General features: G+C 44.9%; 24 protein-coding genes. 5 read left to right on the top strand and 19 right to left on the bottom strand.

Features of this window, described 5'->3' with window-relative positions; all coding sequences use genetic code 11:
- The first annotated feature begins 72 nt into the window (after window positions 1–72).
- The gene (locus ACR32F_RS13525; protein ID WP_036608584.1) at window positions 73–312 is read left to right on the top strand and encodes an indolepyruvate ferredoxin oxidoreductase subunit alpha; all 240 of its coding nucleotides are present in this window, start codon (window positions 73–75) and stop codon (window positions 310–312) included.
- Between the two features lie 69 nt (window positions 313–381).
- Here ACR32F_RS13525 and ACR32F_RS13520 read toward each other — a convergent pair whose 3' ends face one another.
- On the bottom strand, window positions 382–1,029 hold the full coding sequence (locus tag ACR32F_RS13520; RefSeq protein ID WP_440119182.1) for a helix-turn-helix transcriptional regulator: 648 nt from the start codon (window positions 1,027–1,029) through the stop codon (window positions 382–384).
- A 334-nt stretch (window positions 1,030–1,363) separates the two neighbouring features.
- Here ACR32F_RS13520 and ACR32F_RS13515 point away from each other — a divergent pair, with 334 nt between their 5' ends.
- Entirely contained in the window at window positions 1,364–2,005 is a 642-nt protein-coding gene (locus ACR32F_RS13515; RefSeq protein WP_440119181.1) for a superoxide dismutase, read from the top strand.
- A 105-nt stretch (window positions 2,006–2,110) separates the two neighbouring features.
- On the opposite strand, the gene ACR32F_RS13510 is transcribed toward ACR32F_RS13515, so the two are convergent.
- From ACR32F_RS13510 to ACR32F_RS13500, 3 genes are all read right to left on the bottom strand, one after another.
- The gene (locus tag ACR32F_RS13510) at window positions 2,111–3,355 is read right to left on the bottom strand and encodes an aminopeptidase (protein ID WP_440119180.1); all 1,245 of its coding nucleotides are present in this window, start codon (window positions 3,353–3,355) and stop codon (window positions 2,111–2,113) included.
- Window positions 3,356–3,428: 73 nt separating this feature from the next.
- Complete coding sequence (locus ACR32F_RS13505) at window positions 3,429–4,970, bottom strand: acyl-CoA synthetase (protein ID WP_440119834.1); 1,542 nt, start codon at window positions 4,968–4,970, stop codon at window positions 3,429–3,431.
- Window positions 4,971–5,249: 279 nt separating this feature from the next.
- Window positions 5,250–6,254, bottom strand: coding sequence for an aldo/keto reductase (locus tag ACR32F_RS13500; protein WP_440119179.1), 1,005 nt, complete (start codon window positions 6,252–6,254; stop codon window positions 5,250–5,252).
- A gap of 202 nt (window positions 6,255–6,456) precedes the next feature.
- On the opposite strand from ACR32F_RS13500, the gene ACR32F_RS13495 reads away from it, so the two are divergent.
- Entirely contained in the window at window positions 6,457–7,302 is an 846-nt protein-coding gene (locus ACR32F_RS13495; protein ID WP_440119178.1) for an AraC family transcriptional regulator, read from the top strand.
- 73 nt (window positions 7,303–7,375) lie between these two features.
- On the opposite strand, the gene ACR32F_RS13490 is transcribed toward ACR32F_RS13495, so the two are convergent.
- The 11 genes from ACR32F_RS13490 to ACR32F_RS13440 all read right to left on the bottom strand — a co-directional run bounded on the left by ACR32F_RS13490 (window position 7,376) and on the right by ACR32F_RS13440 (window position 20,713).
- A complete protein-coding gene (locus ACR32F_RS13490) occupies window positions 7,376–7,774 on the bottom strand; it encodes an Asp23/Gls24 family envelope stress response protein (RefSeq protein ID WP_440119177.1) in 399 nt (132 codons plus the stop codon).
- A 55-nt stretch (window positions 7,775–7,829) separates the two neighbouring features.
- Window positions 7,830–8,909, bottom strand: coding sequence for an AI-2E family transporter (locus ACR32F_RS13485; RefSeq protein ID WP_440119175.1), 1,080 nt, complete (start codon window positions 8,907–8,909; stop codon window positions 7,830–7,832).
- 72 nt (window positions 8,910–8,981) lie between these two features.
- Window positions 8,982–10,397, bottom strand: a complete 1,416-nt coding sequence (locus tag ACR32F_RS13480) for a sensor histidine kinase (RefSeq protein WP_440119174.1) — start codon at window positions 10,395–10,397, stop codon at window positions 8,982–8,984.
- Between the two features lie 10 nt (window positions 10,398–10,407).
- Window positions 10,408–11,115: a response regulator transcription factor gene (locus tag ACR32F_RS13475; RefSeq protein ID WP_440119173.1), complete on the bottom strand. Its 708-nt coding sequence runs from the start codon at window positions 11,113–11,115 to the stop codon at window positions 10,408–10,410.
- Between the two features lie 363 nt (window positions 11,116–11,478).
- Window positions 11,479–13,431: an ABC transporter permease gene (locus ACR32F_RS13470; RefSeq protein WP_440119172.1), complete on the bottom strand. Its 1,953-nt coding sequence runs from the start codon at window positions 13,429–13,431 to the stop codon at window positions 11,479–11,481.
- Entirely contained in the window at window positions 13,406–14,176 is a 771-nt protein-coding gene (locus ACR32F_RS13465; RefSeq protein WP_440119170.1) for an ABC transporter ATP-binding protein, read from the bottom strand. The genes ACR32F_RS13470 and ACR32F_RS13465 overlap by 26 nt, the downstream gene beginning before the upstream one ends.
- Before the next feature lie 256 nt (window positions 14,177–14,432).
- Window positions 14,433–15,416: a sensor histidine kinase gene (locus tag ACR32F_RS13460; RefSeq protein WP_440119168.1), complete on the bottom strand. Its 984-nt coding sequence runs from the start codon at window positions 15,414–15,416 to the stop codon at window positions 14,433–14,435.
- On the bottom strand, window positions 15,413–16,117 hold the full coding sequence (locus ACR32F_RS13455) for a response regulator (RefSeq protein ID WP_440119167.1): 705 nt from the start codon (window positions 16,115–16,117) through the stop codon (window positions 15,413–15,415). Before ACR32F_RS13455 ends, ACR32F_RS13460 begins: the two co-directional genes overlap by 4 nt.
- 75 nt (window positions 16,118–16,192) lie before the next feature.
- Window positions 16,193–17,581: a beta-N-acetylhexosaminidase gene (gene nagZ, locus ACR32F_RS13450; protein ID WP_440119166.1), complete on the bottom strand. Its 1,389-nt coding sequence runs from the start codon at window positions 17,579–17,581 to the stop codon at window positions 16,193–16,195.
- A 478-nt stretch (window positions 17,582–18,059) separates the two neighbouring features.
- The gene (locus ACR32F_RS13445) at window positions 18,060–19,163 is read right to left on the bottom strand and encodes an NADH:flavin oxidoreductase (RefSeq protein ID WP_440119165.1); all 1,104 of its coding nucleotides are present in this window, start codon (window positions 19,161–19,163) and stop codon (window positions 18,060–18,062) included.
- Window positions 19,164–19,663: 500 nt separating this feature from the next.
- The gene (locus tag ACR32F_RS13440) at window positions 19,664–20,713 is read right to left on the bottom strand and encodes a 2,3-butanediol dehydrogenase (RefSeq protein ID WP_440119164.1); all 1,050 of its coding nucleotides are present in this window, start codon (window positions 20,711–20,713) and stop codon (window positions 19,664–19,666) included.
- Window positions 20,714–21,307: 594 nt separating this feature from the next.
- On the opposite strand from ACR32F_RS13440, the gene ACR32F_RS13435 reads away from it, so the two are divergent.
- Window positions 21,308–22,345: a LacI family DNA-binding transcriptional regulator gene (locus ACR32F_RS13435; protein WP_440119163.1), complete on the top strand. Its 1,038-nt coding sequence runs from the start codon at window positions 21,308–21,310 to the stop codon at window positions 22,343–22,345.
- Window positions 22,346–22,495: 150 nt separating this feature from the next.
- Here the strand turns inward: ACR32F_RS13435 and ACR32F_RS13430 are convergent, their stop codons facing one another.
- The 3 genes from ACR32F_RS13430 to ACR32F_RS13420 all read right to left on the bottom strand — a co-directional run bounded on the left by ACR32F_RS13430 (window position 22,496) and on the right by ACR32F_RS13420 (window position 24,583).
- Window positions 22,496–23,470: a D-2-hydroxyacid dehydrogenase family protein gene (locus ACR32F_RS13430; RefSeq protein WP_440119162.1), complete on the bottom strand. Its 975-nt coding sequence runs from the start codon at window positions 23,468–23,470 to the stop codon at window positions 22,496–22,498.
- A gap of 203 nt (window positions 23,471–23,673) precedes the next feature.
- Complete coding sequence (locus ACR32F_RS13425; protein ID WP_440119161.1) at window positions 23,674–23,925, bottom strand: hypothetical protein; 252 nt, start codon at window positions 23,923–23,925, stop codon at window positions 23,674–23,676.
- A 46-nt stretch (window positions 23,926–23,971) separates the two neighbouring features.
- Entirely contained in the window at window positions 23,972–24,583 is a 612-nt protein-coding gene (locus ACR32F_RS13420; RefSeq protein WP_440119160.1) for a TetR/AcrR family transcriptional regulator, read from the bottom strand.
- Between the two features lie 219 nt (window positions 24,584–24,802).
- On the opposite strand from ACR32F_RS13420, the gene ACR32F_RS13415 reads away from it, so the two are divergent.
- Complete coding sequence (locus tag ACR32F_RS13415; RefSeq protein WP_440119159.1) at window positions 24,803–26,029, top strand: MFS transporter; 1,227 nt, start codon at window positions 24,803–24,805, stop codon at window positions 26,027–26,029.
- On the opposite strand, the gene ACR32F_RS13410 is transcribed toward ACR32F_RS13415, so the two are convergent.
- Window positions 26,026–26,184, bottom strand: a complete 159-nt coding sequence (locus ACR32F_RS13410) for a hypothetical protein (protein WP_440119158.1) — start codon at window positions 26,182–26,184, stop codon at window positions 26,026–26,028. The two genes, ACR32F_RS13415 and ACR32F_RS13410, sit on opposite strands and share 4 nt — an antisense overlap.
- Window positions 26,185–26,188 lie beyond the last annotated feature (4 nt).

The following is a 26,188-nucleotide window of genomic DNA, read 5'->3' as shown; positions in this document are numbered from 1 at the left end:
TTATATGTATACTATGTATATGTTAAAGAGTTGCGAATAGGAGAAATGAAAAGATGGGAGGTATGGAGGAATATGCCCTTTGTAATTACAGAGCATTGCATTCATGAACAAGCTGCCGATTGTCTTGATGTATGTCCAGTCGATTGCATTGTAAAAGGAGAAGACCAATATTTTATCAATCCTGACCAATGCATAGATTGTGGGAACTGTGAAACAGCTTGTCCTGTTGGAGCTATTTATTATGAGGAAGATTTACCTGATCATCATCAAATATATGTAAGCAAGGCACTCGACTTCTTTAAGTTAAGTTAAATGAATATATAAAAAAGATGCTTCTTAGCGTTATGCTAGGAAGCATCTTTACATATCTAATACGTTCAATTACTCTTTTTTTACTTTTATGGAATATGTGCAACGTTGCCCGCCGTCAGCCAAACATTCCATTCTTTTGACTTCAGCATCCCCAAGCAATGATTTAAACATACTTAATTCACATTGACAAACCTTCTTATATTTCATGGCGACGTGACTAATTGGGCAGTTATTTTCCTTTAAAATAAATTCATCATCGCTAATCTTCTCAAGTCCCACCATATAGCCATTCTCATTCTGAATGTTCGCAAGTGTCTCAACACGCTCCGAGATATTTTTCGCTTTCATACTTTGGTCATATTTTTCGATCATTTTATTTTTGCGACTTTCAAAAATTTTCTCAACAGCTTCCGGTCCTAATTGTTCTTCAAGCTCAGTCAATATATCCAATGTTAGTGAATGATATTTATTAGGAAAATATCCTACAGACTGTTCAGTTAAACAATACACTGTTGTTGGTCTTCCAATAGATTGTCGCTGTATCTTAGACGTAATTAAATTATCTCGTTCAAGCGATTGGATATGACGCCGAACCGCCATGGTGGTGATCCCAAGCTCATCGGTAAGATCTTTAGTAGTCATGTCCCCTTTGGTTTTGAGGAGATGTAATATAATTTCTCTGGTTGGAAGACTATTCACCAGATTAGGATTAGTCATTTATGATTCAACCTCCTTACGAATAAATAATTTTTAAAACCTTCGATTTCATGTATACAATCAATGTATATCGCTCTAGCTGTTTACATCATCTCATGTTCTCAGATACATTATATCCTTAAACAACCGATATAACTAATTTTATATTTATTATATATAATATATGTGTTAGTTCAAACTCTAATAAATGGAAAATAACCTAAACTATTAACTGTGATCATATAAATACGAGAATAACAAACTAAACTTTATATACATAAATGTTGATTAAGTATATAAAATGAAGTATGATCAATTTAGAAAGATCATTATATTACATTGGGAGGAATAACACATGACATATCAATTACCTGCATTACCCTATGCAAATAACGCACTCGAACCACATATTGATGAGCAAACGATGATGATCCATCATGACCGTCATCATAATACTTACATTACGAATCTGAATGCTGCTCTGGAGCATGCGCCTGAGCTGCAAGGGAAATCTATTGAAGCTTTGATCTCCAATCTGGACAGTGTTCCACAGGAACTTCGCGCAGCTGTTCGAAATAACGGAGGCGGGCACGCCAATCACAGCTTGTTTTGGAAAATCATTGGCCCCAACGGGGGAGGAAATCCAACAGGAGCATTGGCAAAAGCGATCGATAATGAACTGGGCGGATTTGAAGAATTTAAAGCGAAATTTACGAAAGCGGCAACTACTCGGTTTGGCAGTGGATGGGCGTTCCTTTCCGTTGCGAATGGAAAATTGAAAGTCGATAGTCTTCCTAATCAAGATAGTCCTTTGATGGAGGGGGAAACTCCGATTATTGGTCTGGATGTCTGGGAACATGCCTACTATTTGAAATACCAGAATAAGCGCCCCGATTATATTAGCGCATTTTGGAATGTAATCAATTGGAGCGAGGTAAATAATCGTTACGAATTCGCAATCAAACAAAATATTGATTCCAACTTCATCATTTCATAAATTCAAGTCTTCAACTATGCTGTAAAGAGTATGACCAAAAGGAGAAGAGCAACCTCATTAGAGATTGCTCTTCTCCTTTTCACTACGTATATTACAAATTACAAATTAAAATGCCCAGTTCCCTTTGCGGAAGACAGGTTCTATCGTACCATCCTGCAGCTCACCATCAATATCCAGCTCTGCGGAACCGATCATAAAGTCCACATGTGTCAGACTTACGTTGCATTCATGTTTGAGCAATTCCTCGTTAGACATGGTCGTACCATCTTTCATGTTGAACGGATATGCACTTCCAACTGCCAGATGGCAGGATGCATTCTCATCAATACCGGTATTATAGAAGATACGATTCAAGTTAGAAATCGGGGAATCATGCGGCACCAAGGCCACTTCACCCAGATAACGTGCACCTTCATCGGTGGCAAACAGGTTTTTCAGGTGCTCTTCACCGGATGCCGCTGTAAAAGCCACGACCTCTCCATCCTTGAACGTAATTCTCATCTGGTCGACCAGTTGTCCATTCAGGTTCAGCGGCATTGTACTGCTGACGAATCCATTCACTCCACTACGCTTCGGCATGGTAAACACTTCTTCTGTAGGCATGTTGGCAACCGTATAGACACCTTGCTTGTTTTCGCTACCACCACCGCCCCAGATATGATTGTTCACCAGTTCAATTTTCAAGTCTGTACCTGGTGCGCGGTAGTGCAGGCTTTTATAGTTTTTCTTGTTCAGCAAATCACTCATGGTATTCAGTGTTTCCAGATGTTTTTTCCAATTCTCTACAGCATCTCCGCCATCGACACGGTTCATTTTGAAGATGGTATCCCACATAACGTTAATTCGGTCTTCCTCTGGAATGTCAGCAAACACTTTGTTCGCCCACGCCTTGGTTGGCGCTTTGATCAGACACCAGCTAATCTCGTGGTTACGTGTATACTTCGCATAACCGCGCCGTGCATGAGCTGCCGCCTTGGTTGCACGCGAAACGTTGTCCGAATCGATGCCGTTGTACAATTCCGGATCAGGAACTTTGATGGTCAGGGTAGCGCCGCCTGCTTCGGCGAATTTCTCCATCATGTCGCCCTTCCAGGCCGGATAATAGTCGAAGCTGTCATCCGAAGCCTGCTCAAAACGACTGCGGGTGATATCGTCATCCTCGAAATCAACCTGTACATACTTAGCGCCTGCTGCATAAGCCTTTTGTACGATGAGACGGGTAAATTCCAACGTTTCGATTGGCGCAGTCACAAGCAGATCCTGCCCTTTCTGAACGTTTACACCGACTTTGACAACGAGCTCTGCATATTGTTCCAACGATTTTTCAAAGGTTTGTTCAAAATTACTCATAGTTGTATTCACTCCTGATTCATATTTGAATGGTTATTGCTGCAAAATTTACTTAGAATCTGCTGAGTTGCCGTTATGCATTTCGTTTTTCCTGCTCACGCAGTTCGATCCGACGAATTTTACCCGAGCTTGTTTTCGGCAGATCCGTAACAAACTCAATTTTGCGCGGATACTTGTATGGGGCCGTCCATTCCTTCACGTGGCTTTGCAGTTCCCGTACCAGCTCGTGCGAAGCCAGCGACTCATCTCTCAGCACTACAAAGGCTTTGACCACATTGCCGCGGATCTCATCGGGACTTGCGACAACCGCGCATTCCTTCACGCTGGCGTGTTTCATCAACGCTTCTTCCACCTCGAAGGGCCCAATGGTATACCCCGAACTGATGATAATATCATCGCTGCGGCCTTCAAACCAGAAGTATCCTTCATCATCTTTACGTGCGCGGTCCCCTGTTACAAAATAATCGCCACGCTGGCTCGCTTCCTTCCGTCCCTCATCCTGATAATAGGCACGGAACAGTGCAGGCATATCTTTATGCACTGCGATATCACCCACTTCACCCGCAGGCTGAGGTTGTCCCTCTTCATCAATGATCTCAATCAATCCTGGTGTGATCGACTGACCCATGGAACCAATTCGAACGGGCGCATCCTTCAGACTGCCAATCAGCAACGTGCTCTCCGTCTGTCCGTATCCGTCCCGAATCGTCAGGTCAAAGTGACGCTGGAAGATTTCAATGACTTCCTGATTCAACGGTTCGCCTGCCGACACGGCGCTGCGCAGTTTGGACAGATCATAATGTCCAAGGTCATCCGTTTTGGCCATCAAACGATATTCGGTCGGCGTACAGCACAACACGTTGATATGGTAGGTCTGCATCAGTTCCAGATAACGTTTGGGCTGGAATGCCCCATTATAGACAAGTCCTGTAGCACCTCTTCCGAGTACCGACAGGAATGGACTCCAGATCCATTTTTGCCATCCAGGTGCAGCTGTGGCCCACACGGTATCCGATGGCTGAATATCCAGCCACAAGGAAGAAGCGATCCGCAGGTGGGCATATCCCCATCCATGACTATGTATAACGCCTTTTGGTTTTCCTGTTGTACCAGAGGTATAGGCGAGAATCGCTATATCGTCGCGATGTGTTTCCACCGCAGGCATTACATCGGATTGACCCTCCATTAATTGTTGCACGTTAACCCATCCATTGGCAGGTACACGTTCTTCACCGTTTGGTGATGCCACGATGCGATGTGCCAGTGCAGGAAGGTCCACATCCATTTTCTCCACTTCTGAAGTGGTCTCGGACCAGACGATAACTGCCCGCGCCTCGGAATGACGCAGACGATATTCCAGATCCTTAGCTCGTAGCATCTCTGAAGATGGAATAACCGCAATACCCAATTTCAGACAAGCGATATAAATAACATAGGCAATGATACGGCGTGGTACCATGACCAACACCCGGTCCCCCTTCTCCAAACCCAGATCACGCAAGCCTCTGGCAAGCCGGTTCGCCTGCTTGAACAACTCCCCATAAGTGATCTCTTCCAATTCTTTATGATCGCTGAGCCATCGAAGTGCAACCCGATCCGGCGGGTGATTCTCCATCTCGGATGTCAGGTTATAATTTTCAGGCGAAATCCACTGTTCAAAATTCAAATGGACCCTCTCCTTCATAGATCAAATGTAAAGCATCTATATATTATACCCTAAATCCTAGGACCAGGTGCTATGATAAACAATCGTTTTGCAAAAAAATAAACATAGGTCAATTATGATCATATCTCATCATGGTCAACCTATTGTTATGAATAACAAGATGTTAGACAAAAAGGTGTCTTCCCAATTATCAGGAAGACACGTTATATTTTGCTCTTTATTGACTCATTACCAAGCGTAGTTTCCAATGCCCTCCAAAATGCTATCGATCTCATTCAGATCTTCCGTTGTTAGGTCTGGTGCTTTGAGCGCAGCCACGTTTTCTTCGATTTGCGACACACGACTTGCACCGATCAAGGCAGAGGTAACCCGGCTGTCGCGTAAAATCCAGTTCAGGGCGAGCTGGGAGATTGTCTGTCCTCTCCGCTCGGCCACCGCTTGAAGTGCTTCGAACTTGGCGATCCTTTCGTCTGCATAGGCTTCTTTTCTCAGTTTCCCCGTTGGATTCGCTCGCTCTTCCTTGATCTTGTCCACATATTTATTCGTCAACTGACCGCGCCCAAGCGGACAAAATGCGATCGACCCTACGCCATGTTCATCCAGCACATCTTGCAGCCCATCTTCAACCCAGCGGTTCAGCATCGAGTAGTTCGGCTGGTGAACCAGACAAGGTGTTCCGAGACCACGCAGAATGGTAACCGCCTCTTGCGTCTGTTCTGCATTATAGTTGGACAAACCTACATACAAAGCTTTACCTTGTCGAACAATATGATCCAGCGCAGTCATCGTTTCTTCGAGCGGTGTTTCCGGGTCTGGACGATGATGATAGAAAACGTCTGCGTAATCCAGTCCCATCCGGCTCAAACTCTGGTCCATACTGGCAATCAGGTTTTTGCGTGAACCCCATTCCCCATAAGGTCCGTTCCACATATGGTACCCTGCCTTGGTTGAGATGAGCAGTTCATCACGATAGGGACGCAGGTGTTTTTTGAAAATGATGCCAAAGTTCTCTTCAGCTGAGCCAGGAGGTGGACCATAGTTGTTCGCCAGGTCAAAATGGTTAAATCCGAGGTCGAATGCACGCAGAATCATGTCTTCCTGAATATCCAGAGTGCGGTTGCCACCGAAGTTCTGCCATAAACCAAGGGCAATTTGCGGCAGCTTGATTCCCGTTTTGCCAGAGCGTGCATATTTCATTTCACTGTATCGTTGTTCATTCGCAGTATAGGGCATCGTTATTCTCTCTTTTCATTAAAAGTTATTGATTACCCTTTCATCTTAGACACTTTCCATGCAATACGGTATGGCATTTCACTATGACGATATGGAAAAATGATTGTTATACCAATAACTATCTATTCATCTAACGATTCCTTTTACGATTATGTATGTTAAAATGCAAGATGAAACAAAATCATTACAGGAGTGAATAGCCTTGATTACGTATATGTTCAAAAACAATCATTTTCAGGAGCTTCAGCTCCTTCATTATGGTACGGAAGCTTGTACACCAGGTCATCACTTCGGCCCCGCCATGAGAGACTATTACAAGATCCATTATATTTTAAATGGCAAAGGCACTTTTGAAGTCGGAGGTAAGAAGGTTCAACTGCACAAAGGCCAAGGATTTCTGATCGTACCGCATTCAGTCGTTCATTACGAAGCGGATCAGGACGATCCGTGGGAATATAGCTGGGTTGCTTTTCAAGGCAGCAATAGTCCTTCCTTTCTACAACAAGCTTATCTATCTGAGCATCACCCGATCTTTGAACTGGGCAATGAGGATGATGAGATGCGATCCTGCCTGCACCGAATGATCAACTCCCGTAATACCCATAAGGGCTGGGAGATCAGTATGACCGGATGGTTATATCAGTTTTTCTCCATTCTGATCGATCATGCTAACCAGGAGAACTTGCCTCTGGTGCAGGACTATTCGAAAGAAAACTACGTGACACAGGTGATGGATTTTATCGAAATGAACTATGCCAATGCCATCACCGTTCAAGCCATCGCGTCCCATGTCGGGCTTCAGCGCAGTTACCTGTGCTCTCTCTTCAAGGATCAGATGGGAAGCAGCATTCAGTCGTATTTAGTCCATTACCGGATGCGAAGGGCGGCCGAACTGACTCTCGACCCTGGCTTGACCATTGGAGATATCTCACGTTCCGTTGGGTATGCAGATCAGTTACTTTTTTCAAAAATGTTCAAAAAAGTGATGGGCGAAGCTCCCACACATTACCGCAAACACAAAACAGCACGTTCCCAAGTAAGCTGTTAATGGGAACGTGCTGTTTATTGTAGTTTACATACGATATGACGAACGACTTCAAACTGAGTTTTTAACTAATTCACTATACCTGCTCCTGCATGGTCACGCCTACCACATGCACTTTGATTTCATTCACCATAATGCCCGCTAATTGTTCCACAGCTTGCCGCACATTATATTGAAGTTCCCGGCAAACTTCATGCATTTTACTGCCATATTGAACATTAATGCGCAGTTGGATGGATGCCTGGTCGTCTTTGATGTGCACGTCGATCCCTTTTTGCAGGCTTTTACCGCTGATGCTCTTGGCAATCCCTTCGGTAAGACCAACGGACATGGAGGATATCCCCCTCGTAGCCTGGGCTGCCATGCCGACAATCTTGGATAACACATCGTTGGAAATATGAATGGTGCCTATTTGAATAGATTGAGGTTCAATATATTCAGGTTCATTGTATGGTTTTGGGATGATTTCAGACATGTTTTTCACTCCTTATCATAATGTAATAAATTCAAAAGTCCATTCCATTGTTAAGTTAAGCATTCTGCCACTTGTCCTTGAAGAACATTTGATAAATTCTAACCAAGATAATCTTAACAATCATATAGACAGGGATAATAATCAGAATGGCAATAATTCCACCGATATCCCCTGCACCCAACACCAATATGATGGTTGTCAGCGGGTGAATATCAAGCTTTTTGCCGAATACATACGGCGCAACCAGATTGTCCTGAATCTGTTGGGCCACCAGAATAATGACCAGAGACCAGATCGCAACGGAAGGAGACACCACCAGACCCATAATGACAATGGGCACCGAGGACACAATCGCACCGATAAACGGTACAAAGTTCATAATCACGGCAACGACAGTCAGCAGCAGTGCATAAGGCAGACCAATGATGAGGAACCCGATATACATCAGTACGCCCAATGCCAGGTTGACCAACACTCTTCCCACAATAAATCCACTTAGTGCCTGATCAATCTCAAGCACCGCTCCACGGCTGTCTATTTGGAAGCGTTTCGGCGCAATATGCATCAGTTTACGACCAAATTTCTCACCCTGTTTCAGCATGTAGAACAGAATAATGGGGAAGGTGAACAGGATAATCGCAAAACTGGAAATGAGCGAGACAAATCCACTTACATAGTTGGTCACAAAAGTAAAACCTTTGTTAATATAATCCGTAATTTGAGAAAAAGGGGTTGACCCTTCAGGGAACAAAGCCTGAATGGCTCCGTTCTGTTCCAGTTCTTTCAACTGTACACTCAGTGAATTGATCAGATCCGGTGCATTATCGACCAGATTAACCAGCTGTTCACGCAAGGATGGCCATAGCCCGATGATGAACAGGACACACAGAATGGCAAACACCAAATAGATCAGCAAAATGCTAAGCGTTCGATTCAGCTTCTTTTTTTCCATGTAATTCACAAGCGGTCGTAACAGATAATACAAGAATACGGAAAGCATCATCGGCACGGTAATGACCGTAAGCATAGTCACGAACGGCTGAAAGATGAAGCTGACGCGTGATAATAAATAGATATTAACCAATACCAGCGCCAGCGCAATGCTGAACCGGACAAACGAATTTCCTTTAAACAAATAGTTCCCCTCCACATGGCCTTATCTTATATTTGATTTACAATGACTCAATCTACATCTATTGTCGGATAGTTAGCTCGGAATTTGAATGGTGAACACGGTTGTTTCTCGCCCACGCTGGGACAGAATCAAACGGCCCCCCATTTTCTCCGTATTCCGTTGTGCGATTGCGAGTCCCAGTCCGGTGCCTCCGGTTGCTGTCCGCGCTTCATCTCCACGCACAAATGGGTCAAAGATGGTCGCCCACAATTCCTGGGGTATCCCTACTCCGGTATCTGCCACCTCAATAACCACATGGGTATCCAGCGGAATCAGTTCCACGCGCAGTTCGGTTCCACGCGGGTTGTATGATAACGCATTGGTAATCAGATTTTGAATAACCCTGGACAATAGCTCCGGATCATATCTTGCATAGATCTCCTGATCTGGAACAAGCACATGCAGGACAAATTGTTTCTGCTCAATCTCCCCATACGTATCAGCCATGATCTCGCGCACAAATTCGCCGATTTCCCTTTGTTCAATATGCATGTTAAAATCCGGAGAATCCACTTTGAGCAACTCCAGCATATTTTGAATCATGCGAGCGACCTGCACGGACTTGTTGTAGATATATCCGAGATACCGCTGTTGTCTATCTTTGTCTTCCCCTCGTCCTTCCACTAGCGCCTGAGCGTATCCCTGAATGGAGGTTATAGGTGTCTTCAGATCATGCGATAGATCCACAATCAGTCGCTGCTTGCTCTCTTCGGCATAACGTTTCTCCGCAGATGTGTTCTCAATGACGTCCGCCATATAATTAAAGGTCTCGCCAATCTGGACAAACTCCTTCTCAGCCGAGATCGACATGCGGGTACTGTAATTTCCTTGAATCATCTGAGTCAGACCGAGGGACAGAATACTCAGCGGCTTTTTGATGCGCCGGGCGACCCAGTAACTATATACAAAGATCAACAGCAAGACCAGCCCAATACCGATCATAATATAAAATGATAACGGATGCTTCAAATTGGTTATCAATTGATTATCATTCATTCGCACGCTGACCAGATCACGCGGGATCTTCAGCAAAACATAGCCAGCATCTCCCTCTGAAGAAAACGGAGTGATGGAGTAGTAATAAGGCTGATCCCTACGGTTCTCCAGTCCCGCATACATTTCAGATTCGCTATATTGAGTGAACGTATCCTGTTTGTCTCCGACATAACGGATCACCTTGCGATCCACATCCAGAAGCTCAATCCAGCCGCCGCTGTCCTTGAGACGCTGAATTTCCGTATCTTTGGCCTGGTTGTCACCGGCGTACCATTCATTCTTCAATTCCGCCACATACACATGGGCTTCAACATTGAGATCGGGATCAACCACTTGATCTGAAATGCGGAAATCGACCACATCCAGAGAGATGATTAGATACACAATGAGTACAAGCAGCAATAAAAAGAAGTTGAACAGCAAAAAGTCCAGTGTCAGGGACGTTTGCAGCATTCGCTTTTCTCTAGCTTTCCATGGGCGCTTCAATTTTGTATCCCAGTCCCCTTATCGTTTTTAGATATTCCGGTTGCCTGGAGTCACGCTCGATTTTCTCCCGAATGTTGCTGATATGTACCATAATGGTGCTGTCCTCGTGCGCATAATAATCACCCCAGACGGCCTCGTATATTTTTTTGCGGGTGAATACTCGGCCAGGCTGTCCCAGCAACAATTCCAATATTTTATACTCTGTGGAGGTCAACATCACAGGCTTCCCCGAGCGAAAAAGGATACATTGGGAGCGGTCCAGCATAAGTTCACCCAGAACAAGATTCTGCTCTTGGGGTGTGGGTACCTCTGGCGCATCGAATTGATTGACTCTTCTGAGCAAGGCCTCGACTCTGGCAACGATTTCGAGCGGATTAAATGGTTTGGAGATATAATCATCCGCCCCGAGTCCAAGTCCAAGAATTTTATCGTGATCCTGGCTTTTGGCTGATAAGAACAGAACAGGCATATGATGTGTGGACCTGATTTGTTTGATCAGCTGCAATCCATCCATGACCGGCATCATAATATCAAGTATGACCAGATCGACGTGTGTTGAACGAATGCACTGCAACGCTTCTGCTCCATTTTCCGCAGTCATGATGTTATAGTCCTTTTCCAGATACAGCTGGAGCAGTTCCACAATTTCCGGTTCGTCATCTGCAATTAGTACGGTGTATCTCATGCGATTCCTCTCATTTCCTATTCTACTAAGTTCGGGTTCTACTAAGTTCAGGTTCTACTAAGTTCAGGTTCTACTAAATTCTATATAAGTTCGACTAATGAATATTTACACTGGCACTCCAATGACAGAACTATCTTCCGATCGCTGTTATCCCCAGATTTCTTTGAATCCCTAAACTCCGCTTCGTAGCTCACATGTAGTTTACCTTACTACTATATACTACGTCTCTTAATTCAACCTAAACCATTTCTAAAGATAACCTAAATAAAAAGCCCAGGCATGAGGCCAGGGCTCTAACACAATGCAAAATGAGCACCATTTCATAAATTCAACGTCTAATTATACCGTCACATCGGCGCTGCCCTAGATCAATTTCGTATACATATTCCGCAGATAACGCCAGCGTACAAGCAGGAAATAGAGAACCTGCATCAATGCAAATACCAGGAAAATTCTCAACGTATAGCCGATCACCGAAAAATCGACCAATTGTTGCAGTGCGACAAATGCTACGGAACTGTGAATAATGGCCAAGGCAATGGGCAGGAAAAACATCAGCAAGAGCTGCCGGGTTACAATTTTGCGAAGCTCCGGACGACTCAATCCCATTTTGCCAATCATGCGATATTGTTGTTCATCACGCTCCAGATCGGCATACAAACGGAAGTAGGTAAAACTTGCCGCAAAGGTGAAAAAGACAATGCCAATCAATCCGCTTAGAATGAGAATAATACCGTTGGTTTGCTTGGAATTCAGCCAGTCCACGACGAGAGAGTTGACCGTAAAGTACCCTTCAGTCATCTCCTCACTCTGGATAGAGTTAATCAGATTAGGCGCAAAGCTGCGTGTACCCATCCAATCCGCAACAACAAACAGGGTTATTTTATTGGAATAGAAATCTTCACCCTCAAATGCTACCTTGTTCAGCTTATCGTAAAACGCATTGGAAACCACATAAATGTCCGTTTTGTTTTCCAGTGGAATAACAATCTCTGTTTCGGGTAGAGTTAGATTAATCTGTTCCCGATGGTTCTCCCCAACCATTATATCGATCGTTGTTTGTTCGGGTACACCCCGTTCCGCTAGAGCACGCAGTTCTTTACGACTTGAAAGGTTACTCGGGGTCCTAAACGAGTCATTGTCCGTTTCCAGGGAACGCTCACCATAACCCAGCGCCTTGGATAGATGATTGTACTCACTCAGTTTGATGATATACCCACCATTGTTATCATACAGCGGTTTATAACTCCCTTTTTGATACGGGACTTCATGTTCAATAAGCGTTTCTTCGATCTGTTGGATGTGGCGTTCTGACGAAGGTGTATTCCAAGAATTTTGGTAGCTGAATGCATATGGATTCGTCATGGATGACAATCCTGGATCAGCGATCGCCAGCATGGTACCAATCCCCGTAAAGGCAGAGGCTGAGATTACACTCACCATAAAAAACATGATCGCATTATCTTTCATTCGATAGGTAAGTTCGGAGAGAAACAGCAAATTCGTTTTGCGGAAAAACAAACGGCGGTTGTTTTTGAGTGCCCGAATGGCATATACACTAAGCTGGGTAAATAGCAGATACGTGCCCGCAATGACGAAAACGACACTTCCAAATAAGAGTGGGAACGAAAATGTCACCCATACAAAGCTGAACACCCCTGCGTAACCGCCCGCGATGAGCACAATCGACAATAAGCTCAGGAAACGTGAAGCCTTCGGCTCCGGTTTCGGTTTTTCCTCCGACTTCACAAGATCAATCAATGAACCTTTGCGTATCAGTAATGAAGAAGACATCGCAATGACAACAAACAGCAGAAGAAATGCCCCAGCCGTAAGCGCAATACCCTTCAGAGGAAAATAGAATCGAAGGCTGTTCTCCACAGCCAGCATGGAACCACAGATCAGCAGAATCAACTTACCGAAAACGATCCCCAAACCAATACCGACGATGATCGCGGCAAGTCCGATACACATGTTTTCCATAAACAATAGCCGATTCATCTGTTTACGGGTCATGCCGATGATGAGGAAAATACCAAATTCCTTCTTGCGTGTCTTCAAAAATGAACCGACGGAATAGAGCAAAAATAGAAATGAAAAGATAAATATAATGACTTCTGCAATCACAAAACCCTGGTTCGCGAGTAAGGTCACGGTCCTGCTTGATCCTTTCAGGCCATCTTTCAGATCTGGATGAAATAAAAGCAGTGCATAGGTGAAAAAGATCATGACCGAGAACGTACTGCTCAGAAAATGCGCCAGATATATGCGTTTGTTCCGAACGACATTATTAATGGCGAACTGGCGAAAATTCATGTCCTGACCCTCCCATTAGAGATAAGACATTGATAATCTTCTGGTAGAAAGTCGCCCGATTATCGCCGTAGTGTATTTCATTGTACAGTTTGCCGTCCTTGATAAATACAACCCGACTACAGTAGCTTGCCGCAACGGCATCATGGGTGACCAGCAGCATCGTAGCCCGATCCTCCTGATTGCGACTTTCCAATATCTCCATGACATCGCGGGCTGCCTTCGAATCAAGGTTTCCTGTCGGCTCGTCCGCCAGTACCAGCTTCGGAGCATGTATAAGTGCTCTAGCAATTGCCGTACGCTGGGCCTGACCCCCCGAGATTTCATACGTTCGTTTGTTCAGGATAGCTGAAATACCCAGTTTCTCTGCGAGTCGTTCAACACGCTCGTTCATCTCGTGAAGGGACACTCCATCCAGTGTGAGCGGCAATACAATGTTTTCCTTCACCGTCAGTGTATTCAACAGATTGAAGGATTGAAAAACAAATCCCAGTTCCCGGCGTCTGAACAAAGCCAGTTCATCATGATTCAGTTCAAACGGATTTTTTCCGGCAATACGCAGTTCTCCAGAGGTTGGATGATCAATGGTTGAGATCATGTTAAGCAACGTGGTTTTGCCGCTGCCTGATGGTCCCATAATGCCAACAAATTCACCTTCCTGAATACTAAGGTCAATTCCCGATAACGCTTCATAAGACACAATGCCTTTATAAATTTTGCTAATCTGTTGTACTGAACAGATCTCCATAGGGCGTAAACTCCTTCTAGTTCAATTTAGGATCAATACTCGATTGGATCAATTGGTGAACTCATTACCACTTTTTGAGTTCAGGTGTTGCCTGTAACCTCTGACTTCAGTCTATCGAAGTTTCGGTCATTCTCCTATGGTTTAACCTTTCATCTCCATGACATTTTTGTAAGGTTACGCTCCACCAAAAAAAGACGCCGATCCTCTAAGGGAACCAGACGTCTTCTCATTCGCAGCACAATACTTACAATCAGCTTCACGTATCAAACGTAATTTGAACCGTCGTTCCTTCGCCCTGAACCGACTCCAGATTAATCTTGTGGTTCATTCGTGTCAGTACTTCCTTCACAATATACAATCCCATGCCTGTCGATTCCTTAAAGTGTCGTCCATTCTCTCCAGTGAAGAACGGCTGGTACACTCTGCTGAGATCCGATTTAGGAATACCAACACCCTGATCTCTCACTTCAAGTACGATCGTACGTCCGGATTCGCGGGATTGTATGTATACCTTTTGACCGCTACCAGAAGAGTACTTGATGGCATTGGACAGCAATTGCACGAGCACAAATCGAATCCATTTGGCATCTGACTGCACTGTTAATGCTGGGTCAATCTGCATCTCAGGATAGACGTGGTTGCGAATAAAGAAACGTTTCAGTTCATGGATGGCTTCTTCTCCACTGGCTTTGAGCGACACAGGCTCCACACTGAAATCCTGTTCAAACGTCTCCAGTCTCGCTACGTACAACACGGTTTCCAGCCCACGTCTCATCTGATCCGCTTCTTCACGAATGCTGATGAAACGAGGGTCTTCATCCTCCTGGTCCTGAACCGTTAGTTCAATGACAGACAACGGTGTTTTCATCTGATGAACCCATTGATTCATAAACGTGAGGTATTCCTGCTGCCGCTTCTCCAAACGATGCAAATGCGCATGATAATGTCTGTATTGCGAGTCCAACAATCTTTCCAAAGCCTGCGGCAAGGGAGCTAACTCATTCAATGGAACGAATTCTTTGAGTGAATTCATGGGTTGAGACATTCGAGAATAATAGTTACGATGGGACAGATAACGGTATATCAAATAACCGATATACAGGATCAAACCCAGACAAACAGCATACGTTGCTGTTAACCAATGATCATACCCATCGTTCCAGAACACCGCGACAACGATGAGTAACATCACGAATACCCAACAGGTTAACACCATATGTTCCCTGATAAATAACTTCATAGATGCGAAGAAACCTTCCAATTGCTATTGATTCGGTACCCTGAACCCCGTACAGTTTCGAGTGCGTCCGTAATTCCTAGCTCGGTCAATCGTTTGCGTACTCGGGTTACATTCACGCTGAGTGTGTTATCATCCACAAAGGAGTCATCCCACAGCTTCTCCAGAATGGTTTCCCGGCTGACCAGCTTAGGACTGCGGCGCAGCAACGTTTCCAGTAAAATGGTTTCTTTCTTCGTCAGTTGCACCTTGCGGTCATACAGCTGCATCTCCAGTCTTTCCAGATAGACTGTCAGTCCATCCAGTTCCACCTTACGTTCTTCATGACGTGTAGCGTAATCTCCATACACCCGGCGCAGCTGGCTCCGAATTTTGGCCATCACAATTTCGTGTTCAAATGGCTTGGTAATGTAATCGTCGGCACCGTTCTCAAGTGCCATTACCTGATCCATCTTCCCGCTCCGAGCTGAGATGAAAATGATTGGACACGTGGATATCAAACGAATCTGTCGGCACCAATAGAATCCGTCGTAACTTGGCAAGTTGATGTCCAGTAGGACAACATGAGGCTGCAGCTGCTCAAACTGCTGAACAACCTGCTCAAAATTTTCAACCGTAACAGCCTTGTCGCCATATCGTTCGATATGGGATTTCAGCAGTCCGGCAATCTTCGGATCATCTTCTATGATCATGATCGTATGCATCAAGGCCCCCCCTCTCCCTCTCACCTATAATCATGGAATACACTTTTTCTTGCCAAAATCATAACACAGGTTGTGCTATCGGGCATTGACCTGCTTGCGCCAATCCAGAATATCAGCGTTCAGTTGCTTCAAATCTTCAGCGGATTGCTTCTCATCAGACAGCTTATACTTCTGCTTCAAAGCCAGAATTCGATACACACTTTCATCAATTCGAGTTTCTGCAATCTTCCCCGACTTCACTGCACTCATCAGTGTGTCAAAAATCGTCTTGGCACTCTCATAACTGTGAGCCACCAGCAGAATGTCACTTCCTGCCTGAACCGTTTCTACAGCGGCTTCACTCAGCTTGTAATTTTTCGCAATTGCGCCCATGCTCAGATCATCCGTGATGACAACACCGTCATACTTGAATTTACCACGCAGATGCTGACCAATGATAACGTCCGACAAGGATGCCGGATGGTCGGGATCAAGCTTCGGATACAGAATATGGGCCACCATAACAGCCTCAACTTGTTCCTTCACTGCCGCCTGGAATGGAATCCATTCAAGCTGAGCGAGCTGTTTTTCTGTTTTGTTCACCACAGGCAGATCCAGATGGGAATCCACCGATGTATCGCCATGGCCGGGAAAATGCTTCACCACTGGAATAATACCTTCGCTACGCAAGCCTTTCATCTCTGCTATCCCCATACGAGACACCAGTTCTGCCGAACTGCCAAATGAACGATCTCCTATTACCGGGTTATTCGGATTACTATTTACATCCAACACCGGAGCAAAATCGACATTAAAACCAATAAGCTTAACCTGCCGGGCCAGTAATTCCCCCATCGTTTCAGCCAAATCATCGTCTTTCGCCTTACCCACTTGGCCATTAGAAGGAATGGACTCCACTATTTCTGGCATACGACTTACTTTGCCACCCTCCTGATCCACACTCATGAAGATGGGAACGGGGTTCGCACGATTGGCATCCTTAATGGATTGTACAAACTTGGCTGTCCCTTGAAGCGTCGTTACGTTATTGGCATAGAAAATAATGCCTCCAACCTTTTGATCCGTGATCATCTGTCTGGCTTGATCATCTAGCGCAGTCCCCTGGACTCCGGCAAGTATCATCTGCCCGATCTTCTCCTTCAAAGACAACTGATCGAGCTGTTCCTGCAGCGGATCTTTCTGCTCGGGCGTTGTAAAGTTATTCTCTTCATTTTCATTTTCATTCTGATTCTCATTTTCGTCTGCACTAGCATCTGCATCCGGTTTTGTTTCTGTTCCAGTATTACTGCCGTTCTGCCCCGTCGAATTTTGCTCTGTGTTGGAGCCTGTGTTCGAATCAGCCGATGAGGAGGGTTTCTGTGTTTGCCCACATGCGGATAACAGCAGGATTGTTCCCAATAACAGGAATAGCATTAGTAGAGAGTGAATCTGTTTATTTTTTGAATTACGACTATGGATGTACAAGGATATTCTTCCTCCTTAAGCGATGTTGTGATGTAATACTATAGGTTAAATGTGGTTCAGGCATAACACTATCATAAGCTGCCTCATTTTCAAAATGGGGATGTTCGGGGATAAAGGCGAAGCTTATGCTTCCGATGCAGCTTTCTTTCAGAAAGCTTTTAGCTCCGCTTCTTCAGGTTATTTCTGTCCTCTCCGTTCTTGTGTACATGTTTAGTTCAATTTATATAGAAGCAAAAAAATATCTTTCCTTTGAAGCTGGAGTGTGGTACCTAATGCTGTTATAACTTGGTGCGTGTGCGTTGTAGGGAGATAGGATAGGGTATCAGCGGGATGAAAAACGGTTTTCTATTGTGAATTTTTCATATGTTGAAATTATTATTATAGAGAGGTGAGAAAGCCGCCTATCGGCGGCTAATGGTTCGTTTTATTTTTTTGTTTCCATCGTTGTTTGTTCTTTCGAAATTCTAGATGGATTCTTTTAATACAGTGTTTTCAACACTTCTGTTGTAAAAGGAATGATCTCGGACTGGCGTCCTTCACGAACTTTGACAGGCCATTCTGGATCACTAAGCAGCACACGTCCCAATGCGATCAAGTCAAACTCATTGCTCTCCAGCTTCTCGTTCAGCTCATCCAGATGGGCATCCCCTGTTCCTGGGTTCTCCGTTGCTCTGTCCACAAATTCAGCTTCCAGGCCTACTGAACCAACAGAAATGGCTGGTTTTCCACTTATTTTCTGGGTCCAACCCGCAAGATTCAGCTCAGAGCCCTCAAATTCAGGCAACCAGAAGCGGCGTGTCGAGCAGTGGAAAATATCTACGCCTGCAGCAGTCAATGGTGCAAGGAATTGCTCTAGTTGTTCTGGTGTTTCCACCAGACGCGCCTCATAGTTACCCATTTTCCATTGGGAGAAACGAAGGATAATCGGAAAATCCGGGCCAACAGCCGCACGACATGCTTCGATAATCTCTACAGCAAAACGGGTTCGTTGGACCAGATCTCCACCATATTTATCTGTCCGGCGATTGGTATGCTCCCAGAAGAATTGATCAATCAGGTAGCCATGCGCCCCGTGAAGTTCAATACCATCGAAACCGATACGCTGTGCATCCGCCGCCGCTTGGGCATAAGCTTGAATCAGATCCTTGATCTCGTCTTCTGTCAACGGTTCTCTATCCGCTTCACCTGCCATGCTAACACCCGATGGGCTTACCGGCTTGGCTTCCGCATTAGGCAGATCGCCAGAACGACGGGCTGTTCCCACATGCCACAACTGTGGCATAATTTTGCCGCCAGCTTCATGAACAGCTTGGACTACATTGGCCCATCCTTCTAATGACTCTTTGCCATGGAATAGCGGAATGGTTGCGCCACTAACGGATGACAGATGGTTAATGCCGGTTCCTTCCGTTATGATCAGCCCCACACCTCCAGCTGCTCTGCGACGATAGTATTCAACTACATCCGATCCGGGTACTCCCTCTGGTGAGAATCCACGAGTCATGGGAGCCATGACAATTCGGTTAGACAGTGTAAGCTTGTCTGAGGTGAATGGTTTAAACAAAGCTGAAGGAACGTTCATTTGGTATTGCTCCTTTACTAATAAATTGGAAACCTACATGTCCATCTTCTTGGAACATGTTCATGTATACATAGCATAGATGTTATCCAGCAAGTTGATTATGAACTGTTGCCTTTCTATTTTATAGTTTCTGAATTTTATTTTCAAATTTTCGAGTAGGGGCATTAACTATGCCTTCCAATACACAATACACAAAACAGAAAACAGAGCAACCTACACCAGCTTTCAGCACGATCGCTCTGCTGTTTCGGTTTGCTCTTCCTTGGATCTTAATTAGAATTAACAGGAATATCAAGGCGATTAACTCTGAGCAACTTGCCAGATGATTATGTAAAACTACAACTTCGTGCAACAAATCCCACCCGATCTGTACAAAAAAATAGACAATCGCATCGAAAGATACGTTGTCTATTTATAATTACCTCATTGCCGCTGCCTACTGCATATATAGCAACTTCAACTCGGTTACATATTGCTTTTTTTCGCTACCCACTCTTTTCCTATTCTGCTTTTACTAGAATCTTAACCTGATTTTTCTCTTTCAGCAGCGCTTCAAATCCATGCTCTACCACTTCATCCAAAGTAATTCGTTTGGTCACCAGCTTGTCTGCCGGGAAGAACCCTTTATCCATCAGACTAATAACAGCCGGGAACACATCACGGTAACCGATAATGCCATTGACTGTGCGTTCTTTCATGACAATGGAGTTCGGGTGAATCGGTGCTTCCTGTTCGAAAATGCTGACGATCATCAATTCACCGCCAATACGTGTCGAATCAATGGCTTGTTGCAGGACACGTGGAACACCGGTCACTTCATAAGCAACATTTACGCCTCCCTGGGTCCGCGCATGAATCTCTTCCACAACATTGAACTGGATCGGGTCAATAACAATGGCGCCAAGTTCTTCAGCTTTGGCTTTGCGCTCCTCAGACAACTCCACCACATAAATGTCGGATGCACCAGAAGCCTTCAGCGCTTCAATAACGAGCAAACCAATCGGACCGGCTCCAAAAACAGCCGCAGTGTCGCCCACTTTCAGCTTGCTTTGACGCACCGCGTGAAGAGCTACAGCGGAAGGTTCAACCAACGCTCCTTGCTCGTAAGAAATGGAATCAGGGATGGAGTGTACCATGTTTTCCGCAGCCGTCACATACTCGGAGAAGCCTCCACCTCCGCCTGCCAAGCCCAGGAAGCCCATCTTATCGCACAGATTATATCTCCCTTGCTTACAGGCTTCGCAATGACCGCACGCATAGATGGGTTCTACAACCACACGATCTCCTGCCTGAAAACGCGTTACACCTTCACCTACCTCAACCACTTGTCCTGAAAATTCATGTCCCATCACGACAGGCGCTTTTTCCCCTGTTAGCGGATGCGGTGCTTGTGCTGGAATGAAGATCGGGCCGGCCGTGTACTCATGTAAGTCACTGCCACAAATGCCGCACCACTCGACTTTTATTTTTACCTTCCCCTGTTCAGGGCGGGGTTCATCAATATTTTCGAGACGCAAATCTTTTACTCCATGCCAACGCAATGATTTCATTCGTTTCATCTCCCAGATCATAATTTTTGATATAATCGGAAACGTTTCCGTAAATTAAATATGTCACATTTTAGATAGACTGTCAAACGTATTTCATTATAAATATGTCGAAGTTATGATTTTTACACGATTACTCGGCCAACAGAAAAATCCTTATTACGGCAGTTAAATTAGCCAACTGGCTATATAAATTGAACTAAAGAATATCTACACTTGCCACTACGATGACAGAACAACCTTCCAATCGCTGTTATCCCCAGATTTTTTGATTCCCTTTTTAAAGGGGGAAATCCGGGGATAAAGGCGAAGCTTATCCTTCCGATGCAACTTTCTTTCAGAAAGCTTTTAGCTTCGCTTCTTCAAGTTATTTCTGTCTTCTCCGTTATCGTGTAAATGTATAGTTCAATTTATATAGATTTAGTTGGATATTTCTTGAAAATCTCATTTGAACCCAACTTATATTTGCATCGGTTGGTTGGTGTTTGCGGGATACTTGTTAGCTCAAATGTTATAATCAAGTTAGAGGACAGTCATTCCATTTATACATATTCTAATATTTCGGAATCGTTTCCGATTAAGTGAGGTTATATAAACGTGGATAAAGATCAGAAGGTTACGATCAAGGACGTGGCTGAACTTGCGGGTGTAGGCATCGCTACCGTATCCCGAGCCATTAACAATTCTGAAGGGATCAGCAGTAAAACGCGGGATAGAGTCATGCAAGCCATTGAGGAGTTGGGATTCGTGCCCAATACTTCTGCGCAGAGTCTGAAAATACGCCAGACCCATCAGATCGCGCTTGTTGTACCAGATATCCGCAATGCAATCATTCCCGAAATCTCCTGGTCTGTTGAGCAAACGGCGAAACAGCACGGGTACCATGTAGTTCAGATTAATACGGCGGGTAATGCAAGGACGGAATTGGAAACGATTCGTAATATCAAAAAACTGCACGTAGATGGGTTAATTTTCATGCCTTTGGCTTATCCCAAAACATTGCCGAGCCTGATTGATAAGGCACCACTCCCCATTTCCATGATTAATTACGGCAAAAAGCTTGAGCCCGGCATGAAAGCAGATATCGTTTCTCTATCTAAGCCTGAAGGGAAACTGGTTATGGAACATCTGATCAAGATTGGCCGAACCCGTATTGCATATGCCGGGGCCCCCAAAGACATTATTGAAGAACGTTATCGGGCTTACGAGCAGGCAGTGGGCCATGTGGATATCTCTTTGGTGTACTTTGGTGAGGACTTTTCACTTCATACAGGCGCCAATGCTGCCGATTATTTCTACGGGCTCACCCATATGCCGGATGCAGTATATGCGATTAATGATATGGTAGCCATTGGACTGGTGAATCGCTTCAAGGAGCTGGGCATTCGTGTACCCGAAGATGTCGCCGTTGTAGGTGTGGATAACAATCAATGGACTACCGTTTCGTCTCCAAAGATCAGCTCTGTTTCCATTATGGGCGAAGAAGTTGCCAGGCTTGCCACAGAATTGCTGTTGAAACGGATACGGGAGATGAATACCTCCGATTACGAGCACATTCAATTTGAGCCACGATTGATCGTCCGCGAATCCAGTGTTGCCATGATTCGTTCCTCTTCACAAGATCCACACGCATAAGATGGATATGAGGAAATGGATGAAATCTAGAATATACGTATCGCTTCGCAGCAAAAAAAGGTGTTCCTCAGACCCGTGAGCTGGTTCTGGGAAACACCTTTTTTGTATTTAAAATTTGCAGACTGCAGCTCACATTTGCACAGGAACGAGTTAATTTTTGGGCAATAACTGTCTAATAGGCGTTCCCTTCAGGAACATCTCAATATCCTCAACGGTATGATTGAAATAAATCTTATAGTTTCCATGGGTAACATAACCGAGATGAGGCGTTGCCAGCAGATTGGGCAAGGTTCGCAACATATGATTTACGGGAAGGGGTTCCTGTTCATATACATCCACACCCGCCCCTGCGATTAACCCACTCTCTAAGGCTTCTACCATCGCTCCTTGATCCACAATACCTGCACGTGACGTATTGATTAATAGAGCGGTACGTTTCATACGTTGAAAATCAGCCTGTCCAATCAGATTACGGGTACGATCACTCAATACCAGGTGAATGGATACAATGTCGCTTTGTTCAAGCAGCTGTTCCTTCGTTCTAGCCCAGATGACACCCTTCTCCTCAGCCTTCTCTTGTGTCAAATTCTCGCTCCAGGCGACCACTTTCATGCCAAAGGCTTGTGCAATCCGTGCCATGTTACTGCCAATCTTGCCTAATCCAAGCAGGCCCAACGTTTTGCCATGCAGGTCCATGCCAACCGTACTCTGCCAGTTTCGATTGGAACGTAATGCATTATTTTCGGTCACCAGATGTCTGGACAGGCCAAGAATGAGCGCCCATGTGAGTTCCATCGGTGGATTAGAGCTGCCTTCTGTACCACAAACGATCACTCCACGTTCTTCTGCAGCCTTGAGATCAATGGAAGCATTGCGCATGCCACTTGTAATCAGAAGCTTGAGCTGAGGCAATTTGGATATAACGGATTCAGGAAAAGGGGTACGTTCACGCATCAAAACGATAATTTCAAAATCCTGCAGTTCCTGGACTACCTTTTCTTCTGATCCCATGTAATTGTTAAACGTCTGTACCTCAACCCAATCCAGAATCGGAGTCCAATCTGCTGAAGACATGGAAACGTTCTGGTAATCATCCAATATGGCACAGCGTAATTTCGGCTGCATTCTTTTCCCTCCCCATATAACTGCATAATAGCGCTATCATCTTCAAAATCAACCTATATGTAAATCAATGAGACTCTGTTGATATTCTCTAAATCCTATATACCCATACGTTACTCATATTGTATCAACTTAGACTCATCCTGCCCAATGTCCTCCGTCATAAAAAAAGAGGCTGGAGCTTGTTCCCGCCTCTTGCTTGCCTCTTAAAATAGTTTAAAAAGCAGCGCGGTTATCAGGATCGCCACCCCCACTTGAAACAAGGAACGTAATTTCCAAAAAAGATTATCCAATTTGGATTGATCACTCTCTGCCAGGGAACCCACGATAACCATGAAAACAAGTAACCCAAACATGATCAAACTGAACTCAATAATCCCCATCCCACCGAATGTCGTTACCAACGCGCCGATGATGTAAACAGGCACAAGGTAGAGCCAACGAAAATAACGCTCCATAGGACCACTCTCCTTGAGAATAAAATTCTTCCTTTGCATGCTGCGATTAACGCAGACAATCACGCTCAGACTGCTCTTCCCCAAGCAACGATAACGTAATTTCTATACTCTGCTGCACAAACAAGCGATCCGGTGCCGATTTCATCATCACGGTTAATCCGATCATCGATACCACAAGAGATTGTGCGAGCGCACTTGCATTCAAATCACCGGACAATTGACCGGATTGTTGCCCACGCTCAATCGTCTCTTTGAAGATGGCTGCCAGATACATCTGATGCTCGCGTGTAAGAAGGGAGAATTTGGGATCATGCGGAGCCAGTTCAACCATCGTATTGATGCAAAAACAGCCATGGCGGGGCTGCGTTACATCACCTTCTGCACCAATATGCTCAAACAGCCCACGAAAAGCCGTTCTTACAGAAGATTCATGTTGAAGTCTGGATCTTACTTGCGCTGCATGCAGCGTTGTGTATCTGCGGAGTGCCGTTTCGAATAATCCCTTTTTGTCTCCGAATGCTGCATACAGACTGGGGCGCTGAATACCCATGCCTGTCGTCAGATCCGTCAAAGATGCTGCTTCGAATCCTTTATTCCAGAAAATCTGCATCGCTGCATCAAGTGCTTTATCTGTATCAAATTCTCGTTGTCTCACCATGAATCTCACCTTCTTTATGTATCGAACAGTATATATCAATTTTATTCTCCACCCCGCTATGTTGTCAAACAAAATCCGATTCATCCCTTTTTAGTTCTTTCTGATTGACATCATTTCAGAACTTAGAGTATGTTTATTTGGAATCATAACGTACCGATCAGTATAATATGATTCATTCTAATCCTATCATTTTCATTACAGAAAGGAACTCACTCACACATGAACACTTCACCCCAGCATGTACAGCCGTCTTCTGCAGGAGATTCAGGCATGTCGCGCCGTATTGCACTGCTCTTTGCATTATGTAGCGGACTGGCCGTAGCCAACATTTATTATGCTCAGCCTTTACTCGACTCCATTGCCCAAGAATTCAGTATCTCTTATTCATCCATCGGGATCGTTATCACGGTAACCCAGATCTGTTACGCCCTTGGTCTGCTGTTGCTCGTCCCACTCGGTGATTTGTTGAACCGACGCATCTTGATCATTGTACAAATGCTTCTATCGGTGATTGCTCTGGTTACGGTGGGAACTGCATCGTCCAGCCAGGTTTTGTTCATCGGAATGGCCGCTGTCGGTTTGCTCGCAGTCATTACACAAACTCTGGTTGCTTTTGCCGCTTCTCTGGCTGCACCCTCTGAACGCGGACGCATTGTGGGCCTGGTAACCAGCGGGATTGTCATCGGAATATTACTGGCACGGACTGTTGCGGGGACATTAAACGACTGGATCGGCTGGCGATCTGTTTATCTCTTCTCGGCCAGTCTTACCTTAGTGGGCATTATCGCCTTATTCCTTGTTCTGCCTAAACATGAACCACAGAGAGCGAAGGTAAGTTACGTGCAATTACTCTTTTCTGTCCTGCATCTGTACCGCGAATTGCCTGTTTTACGCGTCCGCGGTGTACTCGCCATGCTCATTTTCACAGCCTTCAGCATCCTGTGGACTTCCATGGTTTTACCACTCAGTAGCCCTCCATTTTCACTATCACATACGGCTATAGGAGCATTTGGCCTCGCGGGAGCGGCTGGAGCCCTGGCTGCTGCCCGTGCAGGTAAGCTGGCTGATCGGGGCTTGGGACAAAAAACAACCGGTATCTCCCTTGTTATTCTGCTCTTATCCTGGCTCCTCATTGGATGGGTTCATCATTCCCTATGGTTTCTGGTCTTGGGTGTCATTCTTCTTGATCTCGCTGTCCAGGCAATACATGTCACTAACCAAAGCCTGATCTATGAAGTTCGTCCTGAAGCGCAAAGTCGCCTGACAGCAGCCTATATGATCTTTTATTCCATTGGCAGCGCAACCGGCTCCATTGCTTCAACTCAAATGTACACTTGGGCGGGCTGGACAGGGGTAACCTGGTTAGGTGCAGGGGTTAGTGCGGCTGCACTTCTATTCTGGGCTATTGATCGTTATATGCATCGAAATATCGAATCATTAGATTAATCCAGTTTATTCCATACAACAATAAATAAAGTCGCTAACGGACCACATAACAGGGAAATCAGAAACCAGTTACGACCGCTTCTGTTTTTTCCCTGAGCAAGTCCGGCATTAATCAAGGCAAGTGTGCCCCAGCCTACAAAATATTCATTTTCCATCCGT

This window comes from Paenibacillus hebaui (assembly GCF_051934385.1).
Classification (GTDB): Bacteria; Bacillota; Bacilli; order Paenibacillales; family Paenibacillaceae; genus Paenibacillus.
The sequence above is the reverse complement of the archived record's forward strand: the minus strand, read 5'-3'. Positions and strand labels throughout refer to the sequence as shown.